The 21,324-nt window shown below is 46.3% G+C and carries 17 protein-coding genes and 1 pseudogene; 7 read left to right on the forward strand and 11 right to left on the reverse strand.

The features are described 5' to 3' along the window. Nucleotides 1-47: 47 nt before the first annotated feature. The gene (locus ACO08K_RS02690) at nt 48-350 is read right to left on the reverse strand and encodes an ATP-dependent Clp protease adaptor ClpS (protein ID WP_320031138.1); all 303 of its coding nucleotides are present in this window, start codon (nt 348-350) and stop codon (nt 48-50) included. An 82-nt stretch (nt 351-432) separates the two neighbouring features. Next, entirely contained in the window at nt 433-900 is a 468-nt protein-coding gene (locus ACO08K_RS02695; protein WP_421794850.1) for a redoxin domain-containing protein, read from the reverse strand. Nucleotides 901-1,017: 117 nt separating this feature from the next. Between ACO08K_RS02695 and ACO08K_RS02700 the strand changes: the two genes are divergently transcribed. Next, a complete protein-coding gene (locus ACO08K_RS02700) occupies nt 1,018-1,917 on the forward strand; it encodes a DMT family transporter (RefSeq protein WP_421794851.1) in 900 nt (299 codons plus the stop codon). A gap of 519 nt (nt 1,918-2,436) precedes the next feature. After that, nucleotides 2,437-3,951 (forward strand): hypothetical protein, encoded by a 1,515-nt coding sequence (locus tag ACO08K_RS02705; protein ID WP_421794852.1) that lies wholly within the window; start codon nt 2,437-2,439, stop codon nt 3,949-3,951. On the opposite strand, the gene ACO08K_RS02710 is transcribed toward ACO08K_RS02705, so the two are convergent. The 5 genes from ACO08K_RS02710 to ACO08K_RS02730 all read right to left on the reverse strand — a co-directional run bounded on the left by ACO08K_RS02710 (nt 3,952) and on the right by ACO08K_RS02730 (nt 11,106). Beyond that, nucleotides 3,952-4,686 (reverse strand): LytR/AlgR family response regulator transcription factor, encoded by a 735-nt coding sequence (locus tag ACO08K_RS02710; protein ID WP_421794853.1) that lies wholly within the window; start codon nt 4,684-4,686, stop codon nt 3,952-3,954. A gap of 9 nt (nt 4,687-4,695) precedes the next feature. Then, nucleotides 4,696-6,126 carry a histidine kinase gene (locus ACO08K_RS02715; RefSeq protein ID WP_421794854.1) on the reverse strand — a complete coding sequence of 477 codons (1,431 nt, stop codon included), beginning with the start codon at nt 6,124-6,126 and terminating at the stop codon, nt 4,696-4,698. A gap of 701 nt (nt 6,127-6,827) precedes the next feature. Then, nucleotides 6,828-7,568, reverse strand: coding sequence for a LytR/AlgR family response regulator transcription factor (locus ACO08K_RS02720; RefSeq protein WP_421794855.1), 741 nt, complete (start codon nt 7,566-7,568; stop codon nt 6,828-6,830). A 177-nt stretch (nt 7,569-7,745) separates the two neighbouring features. Then, nucleotides 7,746-8,846, reverse strand: coding sequence for a sensor histidine kinase (locus ACO08K_RS02725; RefSeq protein ID WP_421794856.1), 1,101 nt, complete (start codon nt 8,844-8,846; stop codon nt 7,746-7,748). Between the two features lie 652 nt (nt 8,847-9,498). Further along, nucleotides 9,499-11,106: a VWA domain-containing protein gene (locus ACO08K_RS02730; RefSeq protein ID WP_421794857.1), complete on the reverse strand. Its 1,608-nt coding sequence runs from the start codon at nt 11,104-11,106 to the stop codon at nt 9,499-9,501. A gap of 138 nt (nt 11,107-11,244) precedes the next feature. On the opposite strand from ACO08K_RS02730, the gene ACO08K_RS02735 reads away from it, so the two are divergent. The 4 genes from ACO08K_RS02735 to ACO08K_RS02750 all read left to right on the forward strand — a co-directional run bounded on the left by ACO08K_RS02735 (nt 11,245) and on the right by ACO08K_RS02750 (nt 13,986). Further along, nucleotides 11,245-11,874 (forward strand): ankyrin repeat domain-containing protein, encoded by a 630-nt coding sequence (locus ACO08K_RS02735; RefSeq protein ID WP_421794858.1) that lies wholly within the window; start codon nt 11,245-11,247, stop codon nt 11,872-11,874. A gap of 64 nt (nt 11,875-11,938) precedes the next feature. Continuing rightward, nucleotides 11,939-12,358, forward strand: coding sequence for a XisH family protein (locus ACO08K_RS02740; RefSeq protein ID WP_421794859.1), 420 nt, complete (start codon nt 11,939-11,941; stop codon nt 12,356-12,358). Then, nucleotides 12,343-12,681, forward strand: a complete 339-nt coding sequence (locus ACO08K_RS02745) for a XisI protein (RefSeq protein ID WP_421794860.1) — start codon at nt 12,343-12,345, stop codon at nt 12,679-12,681. The genes ACO08K_RS02740 and ACO08K_RS02745 overlap by 16 nt, the downstream gene beginning before the upstream one ends. Before the next feature lie 135 nt (nt 12,682-12,816). Next, nucleotides 12,817-13,986, forward strand: a complete 1,170-nt coding sequence (locus ACO08K_RS02750; protein WP_421794861.1) for a hypothetical protein — start codon at nt 12,817-12,819, stop codon at nt 13,984-13,986. A 2-nt stretch (nt 13,987-13,988) separates the two neighbouring features. Here ACO08K_RS02750 and ACO08K_RS02755 read toward each other — a convergent pair whose 3' ends face one another. Together ACO08K_RS02755 and ACO08K_RS02760 are read right to left on the reverse strand one after the other, a co-directional pair. After that, nucleotides 13,989-15,554 (reverse strand): AAA family ATPase, encoded by a 1,566-nt coding sequence (locus ACO08K_RS02755; RefSeq protein WP_421794862.1) that lies wholly within the window; start codon nt 15,552-15,554, stop codon nt 13,989-13,991. An 8-nt stretch (nt 15,555-15,562) separates the two neighbouring features. Then, complete coding sequence (locus tag ACO08K_RS02760; RefSeq protein WP_421794863.1) at nt 15,563-16,090, reverse strand: FKBP-type peptidyl-prolyl cis-trans isomerase; 528 nt, start codon at nt 16,088-16,090, stop codon at nt 15,563-15,565. 221 nt (nt 16,091-16,311) lie between these two features. Between ACO08K_RS02760 and ACO08K_RS02765 the strand changes: the two genes are divergently transcribed. Beyond that, a complete protein-coding gene (locus ACO08K_RS02765; RefSeq protein ID WP_421794864.1) occupies nt 16,312-19,092 on the forward strand; it encodes a T9SS type A sorting domain-containing protein in 2,781 nt (926 codons plus the stop codon). Nucleotides 19,093-19,327: 235 nt separating this feature from the next. Here ACO08K_RS02765 and ACO08K_RS02770 read toward each other — a convergent pair whose 3' ends face one another. Further along, the gene (locus ACO08K_RS02770) at nt 19,328-20,299 is read right to left on the reverse strand and encodes a glycoside hydrolase family 43 protein (RefSeq protein WP_421794936.1); all 972 of its coding nucleotides are present in this window, start codon (nt 20,297-20,299) and stop codon (nt 19,328-19,330) included. Continuing rightward, a pseudogene (locus tag ACO08K_RS02775) lies at nt 20,282-21,301 on the reverse strand (family 43 glycosylhydrolase); the annotation flags it as partial. The pseudogene ACO08K_RS02775 and the gene ACO08K_RS02770, both read right to left, overlap by 18 nt. Between the last annotated feature and the right edge of the window lie 23 nt (nt 21,302-21,324).

The following is a 21,324-nucleotide window of genomic DNA, read 5'->3' on the forward strand; positions in this document are numbered from 1 at the left end:
GCTTGCCTCAAGATTTGAATGGTTTGTTCAAAAATAGATTCAGAAATTTAATCTTCAATGACTGCGGAAAGCCCTCGGTCAATCAAAGCGTCTTTTTTGGGCTTCAATTCTTTTTTGGGAGCTGTTTTTACGGTTGCTTTTCCTTTAAAGTGGATAATTAGGGCCAATTGTTCGGCTTGATCCTGGGCATGTTCCAATACTTCTACAAAACACTGGATGACCCATTCGAAAGTGTTGTGGTCATCGTTGTACACAATCAGACGCGAATGGTGGCCCAATAGCTCATCGATCTCGTCTTCTACCAATACTTCTTCTAATTCTTCTACCTCAGGATTGTACGCGGTGATCATTGTTTTTTGAGTAAACACAAGGGCCAACGGGTTGTTTTTATCTTCATTTGATCTGGTTAAAACAACCCGTTGGCACTAGCAATTAGTTAAGGGCAGCCAGAGCTGCTTTTACATTGGCAAAATTCGGCATTTCTCCCGCATTTTCCAACACTTCGGCGTACTGGATTGTTCCATTGCCATCAATTACAAAAGCGGCACGTTTGGAAACACCTTCCATCCCAAAACCAAATTTAGGATACAAGGCACCATAAGCGGTCGAAATCGTTTTGTTAAAATCAGACAACAGTGGAAAATTCAAATGTTGTTCTTCTTTGAATTTTGCCAAAGTGAATAAAGAATCCACCGAAAGGCCCAGAATCTGGGCATTCAGCCCCTGATAAAAGGCAATGTCGTCACGCATGTTGCACAATTCTGTGGTACATACACTGGTAAACGCCAGAGGGAAAAACAACAGAACGACATTTTGTCCTTGAAAGTCTTCCAACTTCACTTCTTTTTTGTCGCTAGAAAATAGCGTAAAGGCTGGAGCCTGATCACCAACTTTTAACATGATTATCTGAATTAATGGTTAGTGCCAGATTACAATTAATCAATGTGGTCTAGCACTTATTGGTAAAAAATGATTTTATCTTGCCTACCTAAATAAACAAACCAGGAGAATAGTTCAATGACAGCAGCACAAAAAGCGTATCTCCAACTGCATTTGGCAGTTTTGCTCTTTGGTCTTACCGCCATTTTGGGTAAAATGATTCAATTGAGCGCCCTGGTGCTGGTATGGTGGCGGGTATTGATTACATCTCTGAGTTTGATGTTATTGATCAATGTGTTCAAACTGCTGAAAACCCTCCCAAAGCGACAATTGCTGGTTTTGGTCGGCATCGGGACCATCGTGGGTTTGCATTGGTTGGCTTTTTATGGCGCGATCAAATTGTCCAATTCCTCGGTTGGGGTGCTGGCAATGGGCTCTACTTCCCTGTTTTCAGCTATTCTGGAGCCCTTGATTTTAAAGAAAAAATTCAACACCCTGGAACTAGGCTTGGGTTTCTTGATCATTCCTGGGATGGCGCTGGTGGTCAATGGCATCGATTTTTCGATGGTGGATGGCCTCGTGGTGGGCGTCATCGCGGCATTGTTGGCGGCACTATTTGCCATTTTGAACAAATCCCAGGTGGCAAACCTCGATGCCATGAGCATCACTTTTGTAGAATTGAGCAGCGCCTGTTTGTTTTTGGGATTGGTGATTATCGGCTCGGGAGCGAGTAGTGCGGGTTTTCCTGTCATGCTGCCTCCCCACTGGAGTGATTGGGCTTATTTGTTGGTATTGGCTCTATTGTGTACAACTTTTGCTTACGTCCTGTCTTTGAACGCCTTGAAACATCTTACCGCTTTTACCTCCAACCTGACGATGAACTTGGAGCCGGTTTACGCCATCGTGCTTGCCTGGCTTTTGCTGAATGAAGACAAAGAAGTCAGTTCTACTTTTTATTGGGGCGCGGCGGTGATTATGGCCGTGGTTTTCTCCTATCCGTTTTTAAACAAGTTAGAGAAAAGCAAAAGTACAACTTGATTTCTCTTGCTCGACTTTTTTCATTAAACATTGTTTGTCAAAAACTTACAAACCTTCCGATTGAATTTCCGCGCAATTCTGCGTGGGAACTTACAAGGCCTTTCTGGTACTGTGTGGCACTCCTGGTCCCGCTATCTTTGACCTATGATTTTTGATAAAAGAGGATCATTGTTAACAAAGGGTGATTAGCAAGACCGGGGGAGGGAAATCAGAGAAGCCCTCTCCCCTGCTTTAACCAGCGGCTTATTTTATTGAAAATCCATCAATTAGGAAAGGTCGTGTAAATAATAGTTTCTATGTAAGGCAAGTACAGGCTCATCCTTGAAGCTGTTTGAGTTTCTTTGATGGGCTTTTTTTATTGCCCTAGGTCTTGCTTCTTTCAAAAAAGGGCAGCATATTTGAAGCATTATTTGCTTGCCTTTCTTACTATCTCCAACTGCAACCTTTCAAACAATTTCCATTTGCACTCAACCTGTTTGCAAACAGGCATTTCTTCGTTCGTTCAACATTGAGGGTATTATGGAAATCATTCAGGATTTGGTTGATCTGGTCAGCCGCAACAAACTCAAATCCATTGAATTGCTTGGGCAAGCCGAGCAAGGCAGGGTTTCAATGGTCAACAGTCTTTATGTAAAAATTGCTTCGCGGGAGTTTTGCACGGATGAAGAGGCGGCCCAGTACTATTTTAATGCTGCACCTAACGATCACGCCTACCGCAAGCTCAAAAACCAGCTCAAAAACCGCCTGGTCAACGCACTGTTTTTCATTGATGTCAAACAAGCTGGTTATTCGGATTGGGACCGGGCCTACATCAGTTGTTGCAAGGAATGGGCCGCGGTTAAAATTCTACTCAACCGGGGTGCCAGCAAAATAGCAGTGGATTTGGCACTCAAAATTTTCAAACGGGCGGAATACTACCAGTTTTCGGAATTGTTGGTAAACATCAGTAAAATTCTACGCCTTTATTATTCCACTCGCCAGCCGGATGCCCGCAAACTAAAGCATTACGATGAATTGCATACCCAATACGTGCAGCTTTGGCAAAGTGAAAATCTGGCCGAGGACTTGTACATCCGTTTGGTGTACAGTCATTTGTTCGATCAAAATGCCTCGACTGAGCCCTCTCCGGCCAGAGCGTACTATGAGCAATTGGCTCCTTTGCAGGAACAACACCGCTCTTATCATTTTTTGCGCCACATGTACTTGCTCAAAGTGGCAGCATTGATGGCTGAGGTCAATTATGCCGAAGCGGCCCTGGCTTGTGATGAAGCATTAGCTGCTTTAAGCAGCATTGAATTTGTGCCCAAGGCGGCTTTTTTGACTTTTTTGTACCAAAAGCTGGTTTGCCACATTCAGCTCAAAAATTACCTTGCGGGGCGAATGGTGGTGGAAAAAGCGCTGGAGCTGGAAAAAGAAGGCTCCTTCAATTGGTTTAAAAACCGGGAACTGTGCCTGATTTTGGCATTGCACACCCACAACTACGCAGAAGCGCAGCAGGTTTGGCAACATGCTACCAATCACCCATCGTTCCATACCCTGGGCAAACGCGCCCTGGAAAAATGGAAAATTTATGAAGCCTGGCTGGAGTACCTGCTTTTTATTGGCAAGCTCAAATCTAGTTCGGTGGAAGCGAGTGGCAAATTTCGCCTCAACAAGTTTCTCAACGAAGTACCCATTTTTTCCAAAGACAAGCGGGGCATGAACGTTCCCATTCTAGTCATCCAAATTTTGTTCCTCATCGCCCAAAAACGCCATGACGCCGTACTCAGCCGCATCGAAGCGATCGAGCGGTATTGCAGTCGCTATTTGAAGCAGGATGAAAATTATCGATGTAATGTCTTCATTCGTTTGTTGTTGCAAATTCCGAAGGCGCATTTCCATCCCCAAACTGTGTTGTCTCGGGCGGAGCGCTATTTGAAATTGTTGGAGCAATATCCACTGCAAATGAGTCCGCAGGGGTATGAATTGGAAGTAATTCCGTTTGAGGAATTGTGGGCGATGGTGTGGGGAAGTTTGGGGAAGAGGCGAGCTTAATTAAATCTTCCCTAAAAAATCCTTCCGCTTCTGCTGCGCCACCGGCACTTGTGCCCCATCCCGCATCAGGGCATAACCTCCGTCCTTGCGGACAAAGGACACCACAAAATCCAGGTTGACCAACCAGGACTGGTGGGTGCGAAAAAAGCCATGCGGGCTGAGCAATTCCTCAAACTCTTTTAAGGTTTTGGCGACCAGGACAGGCGCCTGGTCACCAACCTTAACGTGGGTGTAATTGCTATCGCCTTGACAATAGGCGATTTGGGCGATTTCTACAAAATCAATCCGTTCTGAAGAAGGTAGCGCAATCCGCGCCGCTCGGGGATTTTGCCCCAAATGGCTCAGCAGTACATCTACTTGTTGCTGAAAACTGCGCGTTTGCAGTCGCTCCCGAGCTTTGCGCACCGCGGCTTGCAAATCGGCAATGTCCAAGGGCTTGAGCAGGTAGTCCAGCGCCGAATATTTGATGGCCCGCAGGGAATAATGGTCAAAAGCAGTGACAAAAATGACTTCAAAATTGTAGCCCTTCAAAGCATCCAGCAATTCAAAGCCATTGCCGCCGGGCATTTCAATATCGAGGAAAATCAGTTCGGGTTGATGCGCCCGAAAATGTTCCAGGGCATGGCTGAGGGTCGTTGCCGTTGCCAACACCTGTACTTCGGGACAGTATTTGGCGAGTAGCAAGCGCAGGTTTTCCAGGTTGTTGTGCTCATCGTCGACTAGAATGGCTTTCATCGCAATGGTTTATTGGGGGATGTTGATGATGATACGGGTACCAGGCTGTTTTTCGCTTTGCCGACGATTGACCACTTCCAGGGTGATTTTTTTGCGCAAGCGCAAATTCAACAAGCGAATCCGTTCCGCGCTCAGGCTCATGCCGTGCAATTTGGGCGCAAAATCGCTTGGGCTTTTGTGCTCCTGACTTGCTTTGATGCCCTGGCCATTGTCAGTGATTTCACAGCGCAGGTTTTTGCCCTGCTGGTGAATCCAAACTTCCAGCTCTGGCTGCCCGGGATGCTCGCGCAAGCCGTGCAAAATAGCATTTTCCACGTAGGGTTGTAGCAGCATGCTGGGAACTTCGGTGTTGAATACATCTAAGTTTTCAGCTACTTTAATGGTGTACTCAAAAGGGCTACGCAAGGACTCCAATTCACAATATTGCCGCAGGTATGCCAACTCCTCTTCCAAACTGATGTAGTCCTGTTCCGAATGGTAGAGGGTATGCCGCAAGAGTTTGGAAAAGCCACTGAGGTAACGATTGGCGCCCTCTTGATCGTTGCGATTGACCAGGGATTGGATGGAGGCCAGGGCATTGAAAAGGAAATGAGGGTTGAGTTGGGCCCGGATGCCGCGCAGGGCGAGCTGGGCTTGTTGGCGTTGGCGGCGGTTGCGGCGGTTGCGGAGAAAGAGTAGAGCGAGTAAGAACAAAACCGGAGTCAGAATAGCAACTACGATTTGAAAGACTTTCCTTGCCGTATAAAGGCCTCCATTGATTTCAAAAACCCATGGGTATATTTGAAGCGTACCATCGCCAGCCCGCATATGTATGCCGAAGGCATACAGAAAATAAGAACCTTTTTTTTGATTAAAAAGCAATGCAAAAAAATATTCTTTCTGGGCCTTCGGGTCTACCGCAAAAACATCGTAGTTGACTTTATTAGCTCCATTTATAGCATAACGATTCTCGTTTTTATATACTTTGGTAATGTTTAAACGATACCCGCTAAAAATCAATTGATCGCCTACGATCTGGACGTTTTCTGGGGGATCAATAGTTGAAACCTCAGGGTAAAAACCTTCTCTGAACTCGGGATATTTTTTTTGTAGAGAGGCAGGAAGGGTAGTTGGCTTCAAGCGATTTTTCCGAATAAAAGTTCTAGGGGCGTTGCCAAAATCTGACCCCCAACTGATATTATGAATGGTAAGAGTATCATTCTGGTATTTCAACCACATTTCTCCTTCGGATGGATAACTTTCAATTGTTGTGCTCAGGGCATAGATGTTTTGGAATTTGTACAGTCTGGACAATTCCGAGTAGTGAACCGGATACATACTTCTTTCCGATTGAGCGGTCAAAATCCCACGAGGGAAAAAAGCCACTATTCCCTTTTGCCCCTCTACACCTTTCTTTATTTCTTGCCAATACCCTAACAGTGCTGATGGGATTGTCTCCAACTGTTTCGCATTTTTAACCCAGTCTTCTGATAGTATTCGTTGTGGAATGTTGATGTTTTCATGGTACCCGAAAGGGAGTCGTGAGCTGGTAGTACGGCTATAATTGATAGCCCTTTCCCTAAACTCCCGAGGAGTCATCGGCCCAGGGTTCAACCTTTTTAGTGTAATAAATTCTTCTTCTAATACTCCTGCCGGTAGAAAGAAGAAACCCGTCTGGCAGCGGACTTTGAGAAAATCATACCCTTGGGGAATTAATTCAAGCTCACAAAGCACTCCTCGAAAAATAACGGAAAGCAGAGTTGTGTCTCCTTTTCTGGCAATACGGTGATAGGGCCACATTTGATTATCCCGCCATAAACAGTGTCGATAAAGGTGTAAGCTATAAGAAGTTCCTTCATAATCCCAGCCTCCTTCAACTTCCCCAGAGATATTTACGTCTGGCCAAGTGGGGCTTTCTTCCATTAACTGAGCAAACAGAAAAAATGGGCAGGCTAAGAAGATGAGCAATAAACTGATCCGATTCCTTTTCATATTTTTTATTTTCTACAAATATCATCTACCTGCTTTGTCGCAATTCAGCATTTGATACCTTCCCCCCATCCACTGAGTATTCCCCCCATTTCATTGAGCCCCTAAAATACAAAAGACATCCCCAAAATGGAGATGCCAAAAAATGAGAGTCGTGTGTTCTTACCTTCTTCTTACTTCAAGCCCGCCAGCACTTCCCCTTTTTGCCGCAACGAAACGGGCACCTCCGTACCATCGCTCAGCAACAGTACATCCCCGTCGCGTTTGAGCAACGAGCGGATGTACTTGCGGTTGACCAGATGCGACTGATGGGTGCGCAGAAAGCCGTATTCAGTCAGCAGGGTTGAAAACTCGCGTAGGGTTTTGGAAATCAGCAATTTGCTGCCATCTTCCAAAAACACATGGGTGTAGGTATTGTCGGACTGGCAACGAATGATTTGATCAGGCTCCACAAAATCAACCCGATCAAGGGATGGCAGGGCAATTTTGGGCTGCTGCTGGGGATTGCGGAGGTTGTCGAGCAAGGCTTGGAGCTGTTGGTTGCCCCAGCGTGCCTGGATTTTTTGCTGGGCTCGCTCTACTGCTATTTTTAACTCACTGGGATTGACGGGTTTGAGCAGGTAGTCTAGGGCCGCAAACTTGATGGCTTGAATGGCGTATTGGTCGTAAGCGGTGACAAAAATGACTTCGGCGCGCACGGGTTGGATGGATTCAAGGAACTGGAAGCCGTTGCCGCCGGGCATCTCGATGTCGAGGAATAGGAGGTCAGGGGTTTGGTTTTGGTACAGTATTTTGGCCTCAGCGGCACTGTAGGCCTGGCCGAGGATGTGGACTTGGGGGCAGGTTTCGGCGAGGACTCGGGAGAGTTCGCGGTGGTTGTGGGCTTCGTCGTCGATGAGGAGGGTTCGGATCATTGGTTTTGGTTTTTCCCCACGAATAAATCCGCGGATTGGTGTCCCACGAATAAATTCGTGGGGTGGGTTTTATGGTGGCCTCCCACGGATAAATCCGTGGGTTGGCGTAAGTTTCTGGACGGTGGAAGGCCACCACACTCACACTTTCACACTTCACACGCATACCCATTCTTGGGTTTATACCGGGATTGACAGTTGCACAAGGGTTCCCTTTTGCTTGGCTTTGAGCTGGCTGCGGTCGGCAATGGTGAGGGTGATTTTTTGTTTTTTGCCGATGTTCAGTAGCTCGATGCGTTTGCGGGTAGTGTTAATGCCTTGGTGGCTGCGCTTTAGGGTGTTATGCTGAAGGCTCGCCTCCCCGGCGTCAATGCCAATTCCATTGTCGATGATGGAGATGCCAATCCGATATTCGCCCTCTGGCCAGATGCTGATCTGGAGGTCTTTGGGAATTGAGCTTGGCCGTAGCCCATGCAAGATGGCGTTTTCTACAAAAGGTTGCAAGAGCATGGTGGGGATTTCGATGTTTTGCAGATCGATCTCAGGCCGGATGTCAAAATGGTAGTTAAAGGGAGTGCGCAGGGCTTCCAGGGAACAGTATTTTTCGAGTGCCGCCAATTCAGCAGCCAGGCTGGTGTACTCTTCTGCGGAACCATCCACCACGTAGCGCAAAAGTTGCGCCATTTCGTTGAAGTAGCGATTGGCAGCGGATTTGTTTTCTTGATTGACCAGGTCTTGAATGGAAGTTAAGGTATTGAATAAAAAATGGGGGTTGAGTTGGGCACGTAGGCCGCTCAAAGCCATTTGGGTGCGCAATTGTTGGTGCTTGCGCCTGCGTTGGACAAAGAAAACTATGACCAGAATCAGCACAGATCCCCCCCCGATTATTATGGCTAGGTAGTACAAGATCTTTTTGGCTAATCGTTGGTACTTGTAAGAGTCTTTCATCTTTTTTTCGCCGATAACAAAATAGGTTTTCTGCTCGGGCTGAAATAAACTCAACTGCCAGGTAATTCCGGGTGATCCTACGATCCGAATGGTGAAATAACCGAGCTCCTGGGTTTCTTTATTTTTGGCTAAAATGCGATAAGCTGGTCCGACAATCGCATCAATTTCACTTTGGTGGATAATTGACCATTCACGATTGAACACCATCAAAGACCCTTCTTTCAGCTCAGCAGCAATGGCATTTTTTAGTTTTGAGTGGGACTCCGGATAAAAAAAGGCCCCCTTGATTTTGGCAGGAAGTTTTTGGCTTCTCGATCCTCTGTGCTCAGACATTATATCGATAACAAATGGCATTTTTTTCTCGTCTTTAAATAGGAGGTGCAGTTTGATTAAATTTCCATCCGTTGGTCCATTCCAAAGTACTCTATTGATTAAAAAAACTACAGTATCCCTATCTAGGAGAGACAAAAGTAAGGATGTGGTATCATGGTACATAAACCCTAAAACTGGATGAAGTTGCTGACGGTAAAATATATGTTCCCCCAGCATATCCAGTGAATCCGCCATGTGCCCTGAATATAAAAATCGAGCCCAATTCGAAGGAATACTTTTTGAATAATGAGCATCTTGCAACCATTGATTCGTGATTTTATCAAGCGAGACTAGAGTCAACCAACGGTAGTAGTCAGGAGAAGTTCGTGATACCTCTTTTATCTCTTCCCTTCCATCGATATAAGGAGCAATTTGTTGAATGAACTGATCGCGAGAGGAAATCGGACTAGGTCTGTTCGAGGATTGAGCAAATGATCCAGCAATAGAGAGCCAAAGAAAGGCAAAAGTGAACAAGAGGTTCAGGTTCCAGGTTTTACTATTTTTCATGCCAGTGTTTTTGAGTACCCTACAAAAGTACACTGGCACTAAAATTAAAATATTCCTGATTAGAATTCGCAGGAGATGAAACAGAATTCGTTAGCACATCCATTTTTTAGGCACCATGTAATACTTTAGTCAACTCTTTCACCACCCCTTTTTTTGCCGGGTCATACACCCAATTCGTATCAAAATAACTCAACAGCTCCGTGTTAGGATCATTGGACAAGGTAAGGCTGTGAAATTGAGTCGCGTTGTTTTGCTGAAAATAACGCACCTCTTCCAGTACTTTTTGATCCACCCGGTACATGATAAAATCGGAGATGACCAGCACATCGGCATCGCGGTAGTTCTGGGTTTTGAGTTGGCGGATGGCTTCGTAGAGGGGCAGTGAAATGTCGGTTCCGCCGTGGAAAGACATGCGCAGGAACTTGGCCAGGGCATCAATGGAGTTGGCGATATCGTACAAATCCAGGGTTTTGATGCCAATGGAAAAATTGATCAGGTAAGCCCGGCGGTTTTCGCGGGTAGCCATTTTCAGGATGCCCAGGCAAAGCACCTTGGCGATTTGTTCGGGGCGGCCCATCATCGACTCGCTGGTGTCCACACACACGATGAAAGGGCCTTTTTCCCGTTGCTTGATGCGTTGATGGACCTCGGTGTAGTTTTCATTGCTGGGTTGCAGGCGGCGGTCTTCAAACTGGAGGGTGAGCAGGTTTTTGCCCAGCCATTTGTGCATAAAAAGGTCTTCGGTACTGGCATCTCCCAGCAGCGCAGCTTCCGAACTCAGCAGGTGATTCAAATCGCCACTTTCTTTGATGCCCGTGATCTCTGCTGGGGTCAGTTCGTCGGTGATCCATTCCTGGCGAATGATGGTTTTTTCAAAAGTTTCCTCCTCCATTTCAATTTCAGCTTCGCGCAAGTTGCCCAACAAATCGGCCAATTCCTGGATGGATTTTTCATCTTCCAGCAATTCCTGGTACTGTTGGATGACGTCGAAAGAGCTGTCTTCCCAAAGTGAGCGCGACATGTCCCAGCCCAGGTAATCGGAGAAAGGGCTGATCAGTTGCAGCAGTTTTTGGTATTCCTGCACCTTGGCATCGAGCAGGTTGAGGTAATTGTCCAGTTCTTCGCCCAATTTGGAGATTTGGTACTCCAGAATCCGGGCTTGCACCAAGGCATCCCATTGCGCGAGCAGGTCGGTCAGCAGGATTTCCACACGTTGGCGTTCATCGGCGGGAATGTCCTCCAGGGCTTTTTCCCCAATGAGGGTTTGAAAGCGTTGTTTGTAAAACTGGGCATCCAAATCCTCGCGGCGGTAGTGGTTTTCCAGGTAGGTGATCAGAATGGGCCAACGTTTGACGAAGAGGTGCAGCGGGGTAATCGCCCAATTGTCGATGCGGTTGAGGTCTTCCTGGTAAGGGTTTTTGTGCCGCATTTTGTCGTAGGTCTTGCGCAACCAAAACAGCGTATCCAACACTACCTGCTGTGAAATGCGCTGGTTGCGCTGGCAGATGGGCAAGAGGTCGCGCAAGGCAAACAGTTGATCGAGCGCAGCCTGGAAGTAGCGAAAATACTCGTCCTTCAGTTCGGGGATGCTGTACGAGCCCGGGCTGAGTTTGTTTTGCAGGTACTGCACGAGGTAGCGCCGCATCTTGCGATCCAGGATGCTGCCAAATTCGATAAAGCGTTCGTATTCTTGCTCCAGTTGGGTCTGATTCATATTTGCATAAACGAATAGCAGTAAAAAGTGTTGAGCCTGTGATAAATTGATTTCGATCAAGAAATTAAAACAAAAAATACAAGCAATTGATTCTTTCTGATATTTTTTGTTTTTTTGAGAAAAAATTAATCACCGCGTATGATCGAGTTGATAAAAAATGTAGACCTGGCTGGCATTCAATCTGCCCTGACCCAAAACCCTGCTTTGGCCAATACCGAAATCTCAATTGAGCACATAGGAGGCGCAGCGGCGCACCCCCTGCACCGGATTTGTGATGGCGTTTTTCACAAGGTGTATTCCGATGAACAAGGGCGGCAAATGGCGGAGCTGTTTCTGGCACATGGCGCCAAAGTCGATGGCAATTACCCTCAACTGCTGAAGGATACGCCACTGGTGGCCGCAGCTAGTTTACACGCGGATCAGGTTGCCTTGTTGTACATCGAGGCGGGGGCTAATATTGGGCACCAGGGCTGTCACGGGGGTACGGCTCTGCATTGGGCGGCCTGGTGTGGGCGGCCTGAGCTGGTCAAAAAACTGATTGAAGCGGGTGCTGAAATCAATTTGCTTTGCCATCAGTTTAAATCGACGCCCTTGTTTTGGGCGGTACATGGTTTGCGCAGCACAGAAGGCAAAAATCTGGATCAATACAAGGCCATTGTCAAAATGCTGCTGGAGGCTGGAGCGGATCAATCGGTGCCCAATTTTGAGGGGTATTTGCCAAAACAGGTGTGGGATGGTGATGAGGAATTGAAGGGGTGGTTGGAGTAGTGCTCTGTTTGAACGGAAGAATTATGCAATTGATTTTTTGATAAAAAAGAAATAGCTTTACCCTATGGCTAAAGATGTACATCACAGGATTGTACGCAAAGCGCTTGAAAAAGACGGATGGACAATCACCCACGATCCTTATCTTCTTCGTAGGCTAAGTCGAAAGCCTTATGAAATAGATTTAGGTGCTGAAAAATTCATTGCCGCTGAGCGTGACACTGAGCTGATCGCGGTAGAAATCAAGAGTTTTTTGGGTTCATCGATGACTTACGATTTTCATGCAGCTTTTGGGCAATATGGTGTTTATCGATTCTTTATGGAGGAGCGAGATATGACAAGAGAATTATTTCTTGCTATTTCAGAAGAAGCTTATCGTACTTTCTTTTTAGCTCCTGACATTGAAGCCATTTGTGAGCATTTCAATGTCAAAATTTTAGTCTACGATATTTCAGAGGAAACCATTGTATCATGGATAAGAAGATAAAAAAATACCAGCAAGTGCTGGAAGCTTTTCTCCAGGAAGAAGCCGATAGCAAAACAATCCCCGGGATTGAGTTTCAAGTAATCACCGATACTAGAAACAATCACTTCCAGCTGGTTGAAACGGGCTGGTATGAGAAGCAATTCATCCACAGCGTGGTTTTTCATTTTCAAATCAAACTTGATGGAAAAATCTGGCTTTTAGCCAACAATACGGATATCCTGGTAGCCGAGGAATTGGTCAAAAAAGGAGTCCCTGCTTCGGATATTGTCATTGGGTTTCATCCGGAGAGTGTGAGGCAGTTTACAGGGTTTGCGGTGGCGTAGTTTTGTAAAAATGAACAACAAAACCTGCATATTTAACTTAGTTTTTATATCGTTTTCGTTAAATTGCTTGCTTTCAACCCAGTTAAACAAAAATATTCCTAGCAAACCACACACTGTTCTTAAACAAATAATTTTATGCGTATTGATCCCAGAATTCAGCATTTGAACGCAGAACAATTAAACGAACTCATAAAACGATACTATTCTGGTGAGAACATCAACACCTTAATAAAAGAATATAATGTAAATACATCAGCAAGTAATCTTTATAAAATTTTCCCTCCAATTGAGCTGGAAGCTATTTGTCCTTATTGTGATGTTTTTTTATTAGCTCAATACCCATCTAAATCATCTTATCAAGGAGCGCTAAAAATCGGAGCCTGTCCAAATTGTAATCATAAAAATGATCAAAGATGTAATTGTAGGAATTGTAGGGATATAGAAGAAAAAAATCAAAAAATTATCCTTCAGCAAAAAAAAGATCAAATCGCCATTCATTTATCACTAAATCAACATGAACCAATAGATTTAGGTGATCTTTCTTTTGAACAAAGGGTTTATCTTGGTACAATTATTAGAGACGGGATGACGGAAGACTTTAAATTAATAAAGCCTTTCCAATTGTTTCAGTGCAAACTTACACCCGATGAGACCTTTACACAGGAAATAGTGCATAACTTATCTAGTGAGACTCGAGTTTTGGTCGTACATCCTGAATCAAACCCAGAATCTATAGTTGATCTTGACTCAGAAACAGGCTCATTTAGTTACTACACATACCAAGTATCTTGGAGCCCTAATGTTTATGACGAATTACTCACTGGTTTAGAAGTTTATAACCGATTAATGAACCCAGATTTTATCGAGATACATGACTTACATAATGGCTACCGGCTATGGGAGAAAGTTGCAACTTACGAGTGTATTGAATATCTAAAAAACAGTATAGATAGCACATTTAAAATGGATTATACTGTTGGAGAAAAGACAATTTTAACCATTAAAGACTTGTTAAAGGATTATTCTGTTAGTCAGATTTATGGAATTATCTATAAAGCCACAAATGAAGCTTTAAGATTTCATGCGGAAAAAAAAGTTACAAAACTACATGCTATTAATTCGATCATCGGAAGCTGCAGAAGTTATGCAGAAAGAGCAACATCGAATGGCTGGGAATTACAAAAATACCACAGGTTGAAGTCCCTACCACAATCCTGTATAAGTAAGTTCCTCTATGAAAGAGTTCTCCGAATAGGCGATAATGGCTTTTACCATAAACCATCCATTGATTTAATAAAAGCCTAACCCTACCCCCCATAACTAAACTGCACCTTCTCCAACTGCAAGCCCACCTTCTGCAAAGCCTCCTGCACTTCCCGCAAATTGCTCTTCACCACTTCAGCGTACCGAGCCTCCACAAATAAATTTTGCTCCAGGAATTCCAACTCCGCAGGCAGGTTATTCCGCAGGTTTTCCTCCTGTTTGCGCAAGTAGCTGCGGATTTGTTCGAAGCGCTCCTCCCAGTATTTTTGCACAATGGGGTGCGGCTTTTTGAAAATGACTTCCTGGCGTTCCCCTTTTTTGGTGCGCAGGGCGTAGGTATAGCTGCGGTCGTTGTGGTTCACTTCGATGGTAAATTCGCCCAGGCCCTGTTTGGCGCGCAGGCGGTTCACGAGGTTGCGGTTGCCATCGTAGAGGTTGATGACTTGAAGGTCTTCGAGGTTGAGTTGGCGGAACTGTTTGACCTGCACCAGGAAGCCTTCAAACTGCTGGTCTTCCTTGATCAGCTCGTAATAATCCTCCTGCACCACCAGCAATTGCTCCTCCGCTACGGTGTGTTTGACGCGAATTTCATCGTTCACGTCTTTTTCAAAATCCTCCACTTCCCGTTTGAGCAGATTCAGGTTGACGGCCATGCTGTAGCCGTGGCGGCGAATGGCGTCGGTGACCATTTCTTCGATCAGCTCTTTTTGTTCGGGTCGACTCCAGAGGCAGTGGATCATCAGGAAACAATCCATCAAATCGACCCGGTTGCGGCCATTCAAAAAGGCGGAGGTGCGCAACAGGCGTACAATTTTTTTCCAGCGTCGATCGTGGATCGGAATGGGATTATCCAGGTTGTTGGTGCGGGTATTGTGCTCGTCGATGCGCAGTTTGAGTACCTGGATGCTGTTGAGCACCTCGGCTGGCACTTCGATGGCGTTGATGGCCGTGTCGAATTGTTTGAGTTCCTCTTCGCTGAATTGCAGCTCGGTGGGCAAATCCACCTGGTACACATCCTCGGTATCCACAATCATGTTGACGAAGTTCTGGAACTTGCGGATGTTGTCCAGTTCCAGGCGCAACAAAAAACGGTCCCAAATGGGGTCCAAACTGGCATTGCGCGGCGGCAATTCGTTCGAGGCGGTGATGATGCCACGGATGTTCACCCGCAGGTCCTGGTCACCGTTGCGGTAAATTTTTTCGTTGAGGATTGTGAGCAGGGCGTTTTGAATGGCCGGGCCGGCTTTCCAGATTTCGTCTAAAAAAACCACATTGGCTCCCGGCAGGTAGCGCTCAGTGATGCGTTCGTAGCGGTCTTCTTCCTTGAGCTTTTTGATGGAAACCGGGCCAAAAACCTCGTCGGGCGTACTGAACTTGCTCATCAAATATTCGAAGGAAACACCATCCCGAAAAGCGTGTTTGAGCCGCCGGGCAATCAAACTTTTGCCCACTCCCGGAGGACCCAGCAAAAAAATACTTTCACCCGCCAAAGCGCTGAGTAGCGCCAATTTCATGGCCTCTTCCCGCTCGTATAAACCTTGGCACAATCCAGCCAAAAGTTGCTGAACCCGCTGCCGCAATTGTGTATCAATACTCAATGCCTGTTCCATACCAAAATTTAGTTTACTCCCCAATCCCAACCACGTACGCCATCTTCTTCCACCACCTGTTTGCGGATCAGTTCATCCACAGTAGCTTTGCGGATATTGAGTACAACGCCTTTAAAGTGCAAGGTTTTACCTGCCATGGCGTGATTAAAATCCACTTTGACCAACTCCTCGTCCCAGGACAAAATTTTGCCGTTGAACTGTTCCCCTTCTTCGTCGGTCAATTGGATGAAATTGCCCTCAATGAGGAGATTTTCCAGGCCGCCTTTGTCTTCTTCTTCAAAAACATCACGTGGAATGTCCAGCACCTGATCCAGATCGAGGTCGCCATAAGCGAGGTCAGGAGGGAGGGTAAATTCAAAAGCTTCGCCCTCTCTCAGTCCGCGCAATTGTTCTTCAAATGCAGGCAGCAATTGATCGCCACCGCAAAAAAACTTGAATGGATAATGAACATTCATCACCTCCAATATTTCTCCTTCGGGGCCGCCTTCCCGCAATTCATAACTTAGGGTAACAACGTTGTGGTCTTCCACGATCATGGGTAAAAGTTTGTAGTTCGAGGGGTACCAAGTTCGGCCCCCAACGTTTGAAGAAAAGATTGTACTTTTATTCAAGTTCCAGAATAAACTTAAATATACAGGAAAAGTTGAATCAAGACTTACTTTTGTCAGGCGACCTACACTTAAGGCTTATCTGGCAACCTTTGGCGTGCAATAAGCATTATTTTTAGGTTAAAAGCCTTTGTATTAATTCAAGTATTATGAAGCATACTTTACTCCTCGCTTTTTTACTGTTTTGCAGCAATTTACTCAGCGCGCAGCAATTCCCGACCAAAGACCAATGGGAACACCCCTTGTTTGGGCGTGTTCCCCGGGTGAATATGCCGATTCAGAACAACGCTGCCTTGCAGGAAGAGGAGTTTAATTTGCGGCAAATGGGAAGGGCTCCGCAATTTGCCAAAGCGATTGAGGTAGATTACAATCCAGAAAACAGTGGAGTCTGGGTAGAATCAACTCCGGGCACGAGCCGTTGGCGTTTGAGTGTACGTTCCACTGGGGCATATTCGCTCAATTTTGGTTTTACCAATTTTTACCTTCCTGTTGGTGCGGAATTCTTTTTGATCAATGGAAAAACGGCAGAAAAAATTGGTCCATTCCGCAGTGCGGACAATGAAGACCATGCTGAATTTTGGAGCCCCATCATCGAAAGTGAGGAGGTTATTTTGGAAATCACCTTGCCTACCCGTCAAAAATCGGATTTGAATTTACAGTTGAGTTATGTGAACCACGATTTTATGAACCTGAGTGTTGTTCGCTCCTCAGGATGCCATATCGATATCCTTTGTGGACAAAACAATGGTTATCCCCAAATCGAAAACTTTCGGGATGTAGCCCAGGCCGTGGGATTAATGAGCATTAGAGGCACTTCAATCTGTACTGGATATTTGGTCAACAATGGCAAGGAAGACTGCAAACCTTATTTTGTAACCGCACGCCACTGCCAAAGCCGCACCTCCGACGCGCCCTCTTTGGTGGTGTACTGGAATTTTCAAAATAGTTTTTGTCGCCAACCCGGCAGTGTAGCCAACGCTTCATCCGGCGATGGAGCATTCACCATTTTTAATTCCGGAATGGTCCAAAGGGCTACCAACGCCAATTCCGATTTTACCCTTTTGGAACTCGACGACCCAGTCGTAGCCGATGCCAATGCCTATTTCGCAGGTTGGAACGCCACCATGCAAACCCCCAACGACGGCGTGGTCACCATTCATCAGGCAGGTAGTGAGGAAAAACGCTTCAGTTATTCGGGACGAAGCACCTATCTCGGCAATTGGGGGGCTTCTACCCAAGTCGCCAATGGTTCCCATTTGATCATTCCCCGCTGGGACATTGGCAGCACTGAGGATGGTTCTTCAGGGGCACCTTTGTTCAACCTGAAAGGCCAGGTGTTGGGTCAACTACATGGTGGAACCGCCCTCTGTGGCAATACTGGTTACGATTCTTTTGGCAGCTTCGATGCTTCCTGGGATGCAGGCACTAGCCAAACCAACCGCCTAAAAGAATGGCTCGACCCAGACCGGGCTGGTCTTGAGGAAATGCCGGGCCGTTGGCACTACCAGTGTGGCAACAACATCAACATTGATCAGGAAATTCGCCGGGTTTGTGGCATTGGGAAAGCGACCTGGAATCTGCAGGTGAACAACCCGAATGCCTTGTCGCTGCGTTTCAGGGTAGCCGATTTACCTAAAGGCCTCATAGCCAGATTTGGCAGCAATCCAACTACGGGCACGAAAACCACCCTGGAAATCAGCAACGAATCTGCTTCCCTTTCCGGCTTTCAAACCATCAAGGTGCAGGCCATTATCGGTACAGATACACTGTCCCGCTTCATTTTGTTGGAGGTTGTTCAAACTCCCGGTCAAGTAAAAGCTTTGGAGCCCCAAAATGGCGACAATCTGGTGCCTTTACCGGTGCAACTGAGTTGGCACAAAGCAAATTTTGTACAACGGTATTCGGTCTTATTGGCAACTGATCCAGGATTTAAAAACATTGTGGGGCGTTACAACACCTTTGATACCACTTATCAAATTGAAAGACTGGATTTAAAAGGGACTTTTTACTGGAAAGTGTGGGGCACCAATGTTTGTGATACCAGCCAATTCGCCAATACCTATCAGGAATTTTCCATTGCCCCCAGCATTCGGGCTTCGGTTCTGCCCGATTTCCAGGCCAGATGCCAAGCTGATTCTTTGGTTTTTTCCCTCAAAGCAGCAGATGGTTATCAGGGCTCGGCAGTCTTGAGTTATCGGCTCTCTCCGCGCCTGCCCTTGTCACTGACCTTTAGTGAAGACCCCGCCAAAATCAAAGCAGGTGTCTTCTTTCAGGCCAAGGCCAAAAATTTGCGGCAACTCTTACCGGGCACCTATGAGCTTACTTTTTACACCAACCAAAATAAGCTACGAGACAGCGTAAAGGTCAATTTTGAAGTTTCTTCACCTCCTTCAACCCCAGTGCTCAACACACCTGCGGCTTCAGCCGTCACCCTGGATCAACGCCCGCGTTTGTCCTGGAGCGGTACGGGGTCTAATTTGCGCTACGAGTTGGAAGTAGCTTCCGATTCGCTTTTTAAGTTCCCAATTTGGGTGGCTAATCTGGAAGTAACGGAGTACCAACGCGCTCAGGATTTAGCCCCTGGTCGCTATTTTTGGCGGGTAAAAGCCACCACTTTATGCGCTACCATTTTTTCCCCGGTGCGGGCCTTCACCGTTTTTCAAAGCAACCTGCAAAAAATCAACAACCTGGATGTCGGGCTGGAACCCGTACCCAGTACAGGTAAAGTCAATATCCACCTCTCTACCGCTATCGACGGGGCCAGCATGGAGTTGTACAATATGAGTGGCCAACTCTTGGAAACCTTTGTTCCAGATCAAGCATTCCAGGACTGGACACTGGATCTGGGGCGTTATCCTTCAGGGATGTATGTGATTCGGCTCAAACATCGACAATCTTCGGTGGGGTTGCGGTTGATTTTGCAACGGTAACTAAAAAGAAAATATCGCTACCCACGCTACCGAATGATTTTGTTTTTGAGAAGCGAAGGACATCAATTGCCACGTGCTTTAGCTCGTGGACGGGCACTTGCCCTTTTAATGGGCTTCAGCCCAAGTCTTAATTTTCGAGCTAGGGCTAAAGCCCAAAACAAGTTATCTCGCCCTCCTCCAGCTAAAACAGGAGGCAATTGATGTCCTCCGAGCAAAATATTCAGCAGGATGGTCCTTATTTCAATTTTCGCTTCACCCCTTCAAAGGTCATTTTTACATCTTTGATCGTGCCATCGGCATTAAAGTAAAGGCGGTCAATGCACACCACCCGGTGGTCTCTGTCAAAATTGGGGATCGGGCGGCGGTGATAAACCATGTACCATTCATCCGTATTGGGAATATTGATGACCGAATGGTGTCCGGCACCAGTAGCAATTTTTTCATCGGCAGTTAAAATCGTGCCGATCTTTTTAAAAGGCCCCATCACTCCATCCGCCATAGCATAAGCTACTTTGTAGGTGCCGTTGGTCCAACCACCTTCCGACCACATGAGGTAGTATTTTCCATTGCGAATGAACATCGTCGGCCCTTCGACATAACCTTCCGGGGTGATCTCTTTGACCAAATCGCCATTTGGAAAGGGTGTCAAAGCCGTAAAATCAGCATTGAGTTTGCCAATATTGCAATGTCCCCAGCCACCGTAAATGATGTAGTACTGCTGGTCTTTATCCTGAAAAACGAATTGATCAATGGGCTGAGCTTTATTGTAAAAGTGATTGATCAGCGGTTTTCCCAAATAATCTCGATAAGGGCCTTCGGGCCGATTGGCCACCGCAATCCCAATGCCCCCCATGGTATCGTCTTTCACTTTGTTCCTTTCGGCACTTTGGATATCATTGGCTGAAAAAAACAGGAAGTACTGCTTGTCTTTTTCTACAATCGATGGAGCCCACATGGCCATATTGGCCCATTTGATTGCGTTGGTGTCGAGAATTCTCGGGTGCTTTTTCCAGTTTACGAGATCTTTGGAAGAAAAAGCATCCAAAAAAACCTGGGCTTTGTATTTGGCTGAAAAAGTTGGGAATATCCAGTATTTGTTGCCCAAAATCACGCCTTCCGGGTCCGCATACCAACCTTCAAAAATGGGGTTTCGGGGCAGCTTGGCTTTTGCACTGGCACGGGTTTGCCCAGAGGGTATGGCTAACACCTCCTGCTCTTTTACCGGGGTGCCAAAATTGGGTGTACCATCGGCATTCCAGCTGAATTTTTGCATTCTGGGTGACCGAAAAGTGCCACAACCTTGCCCTGGTTTGGCATTCGCATGGTACAAAATCCAGTCTTCCTTGCCATCCGGCGATTTGAAAAATGAATTGTGACCAGGGGCATAAACGCCATTTTCGGGGGAAGCTTTAAAAACAGGTTGAGGGGATTTGGTCCAACTTTTGGCATTGAGCAAGTCCGCGTTTTTATCCGCACTCAACATCCCCAATGCGTAAAAATCGGTCCAGCACCCACTGGCGGAATAAATGATCAACAATTTATCCTCGTGCTTCAAAATTTGCGGTCCTTCGTTGACATTGACATGGCTGGGATTACCGGGCAAATCGCCGTGTTTTTCCCAGTCGAAGTCTGAACCGGAAAGCATCACCCTCGGGCCTTCAATCGTCCAGGGGTTTTTCATTTTGGCGATGTAAATGTTTTGCTGTACGTTGACGTCACCTTCCCAGCCCGACCAAATCATGTAAAATTGGCCATTGTGCTCAAAAACGTCACCATCAATGGCCCATTTGTCGGTGGCGTCGGCCACTTTTCCTTTAAAATCCCAATTGCCTTGCATGGGGTCGGGTGAAGCATTTTCCAGGACATACATGCGGTGATGGTTGTTGTCGCCATCATCAGCTGCGAAATACATGTACCACTTGCCCTGGATAAAATGAATTTCCGGGGCCCAGATTTCCTTGGAATACAGCGTGCCGGGTGGAGGCGTCCAGATGATTTTTGCCTGAGCTGTTTTGAGGTTGGCCAGGTTTTTAGTTTTCCAAATGCCCAATCGATTGCCCATGGTATGGGTATAATAGTAGTAGCCGTCCTTGTAAAAACTGTAAGGGTCGGCACCGGAGGGCAATAAAGGATTCGTGAAGGTTTCCTGGGCAATGCCAGTGAAAATCAGGCTGAAAAATAGCCCAAAAAGCAAAAGGAATTTTTTCATCGCGGTATGAATGTTTCTTGCGG

Source organism: Haliscomenobacter sp. (genome assembly GCF_965225875.1).
Taxonomy (GTDB): Bacteria; Bacteroidota; Bacteroidia; order Chitinophagales; family Saprospiraceae; genus Haliscomenobacter.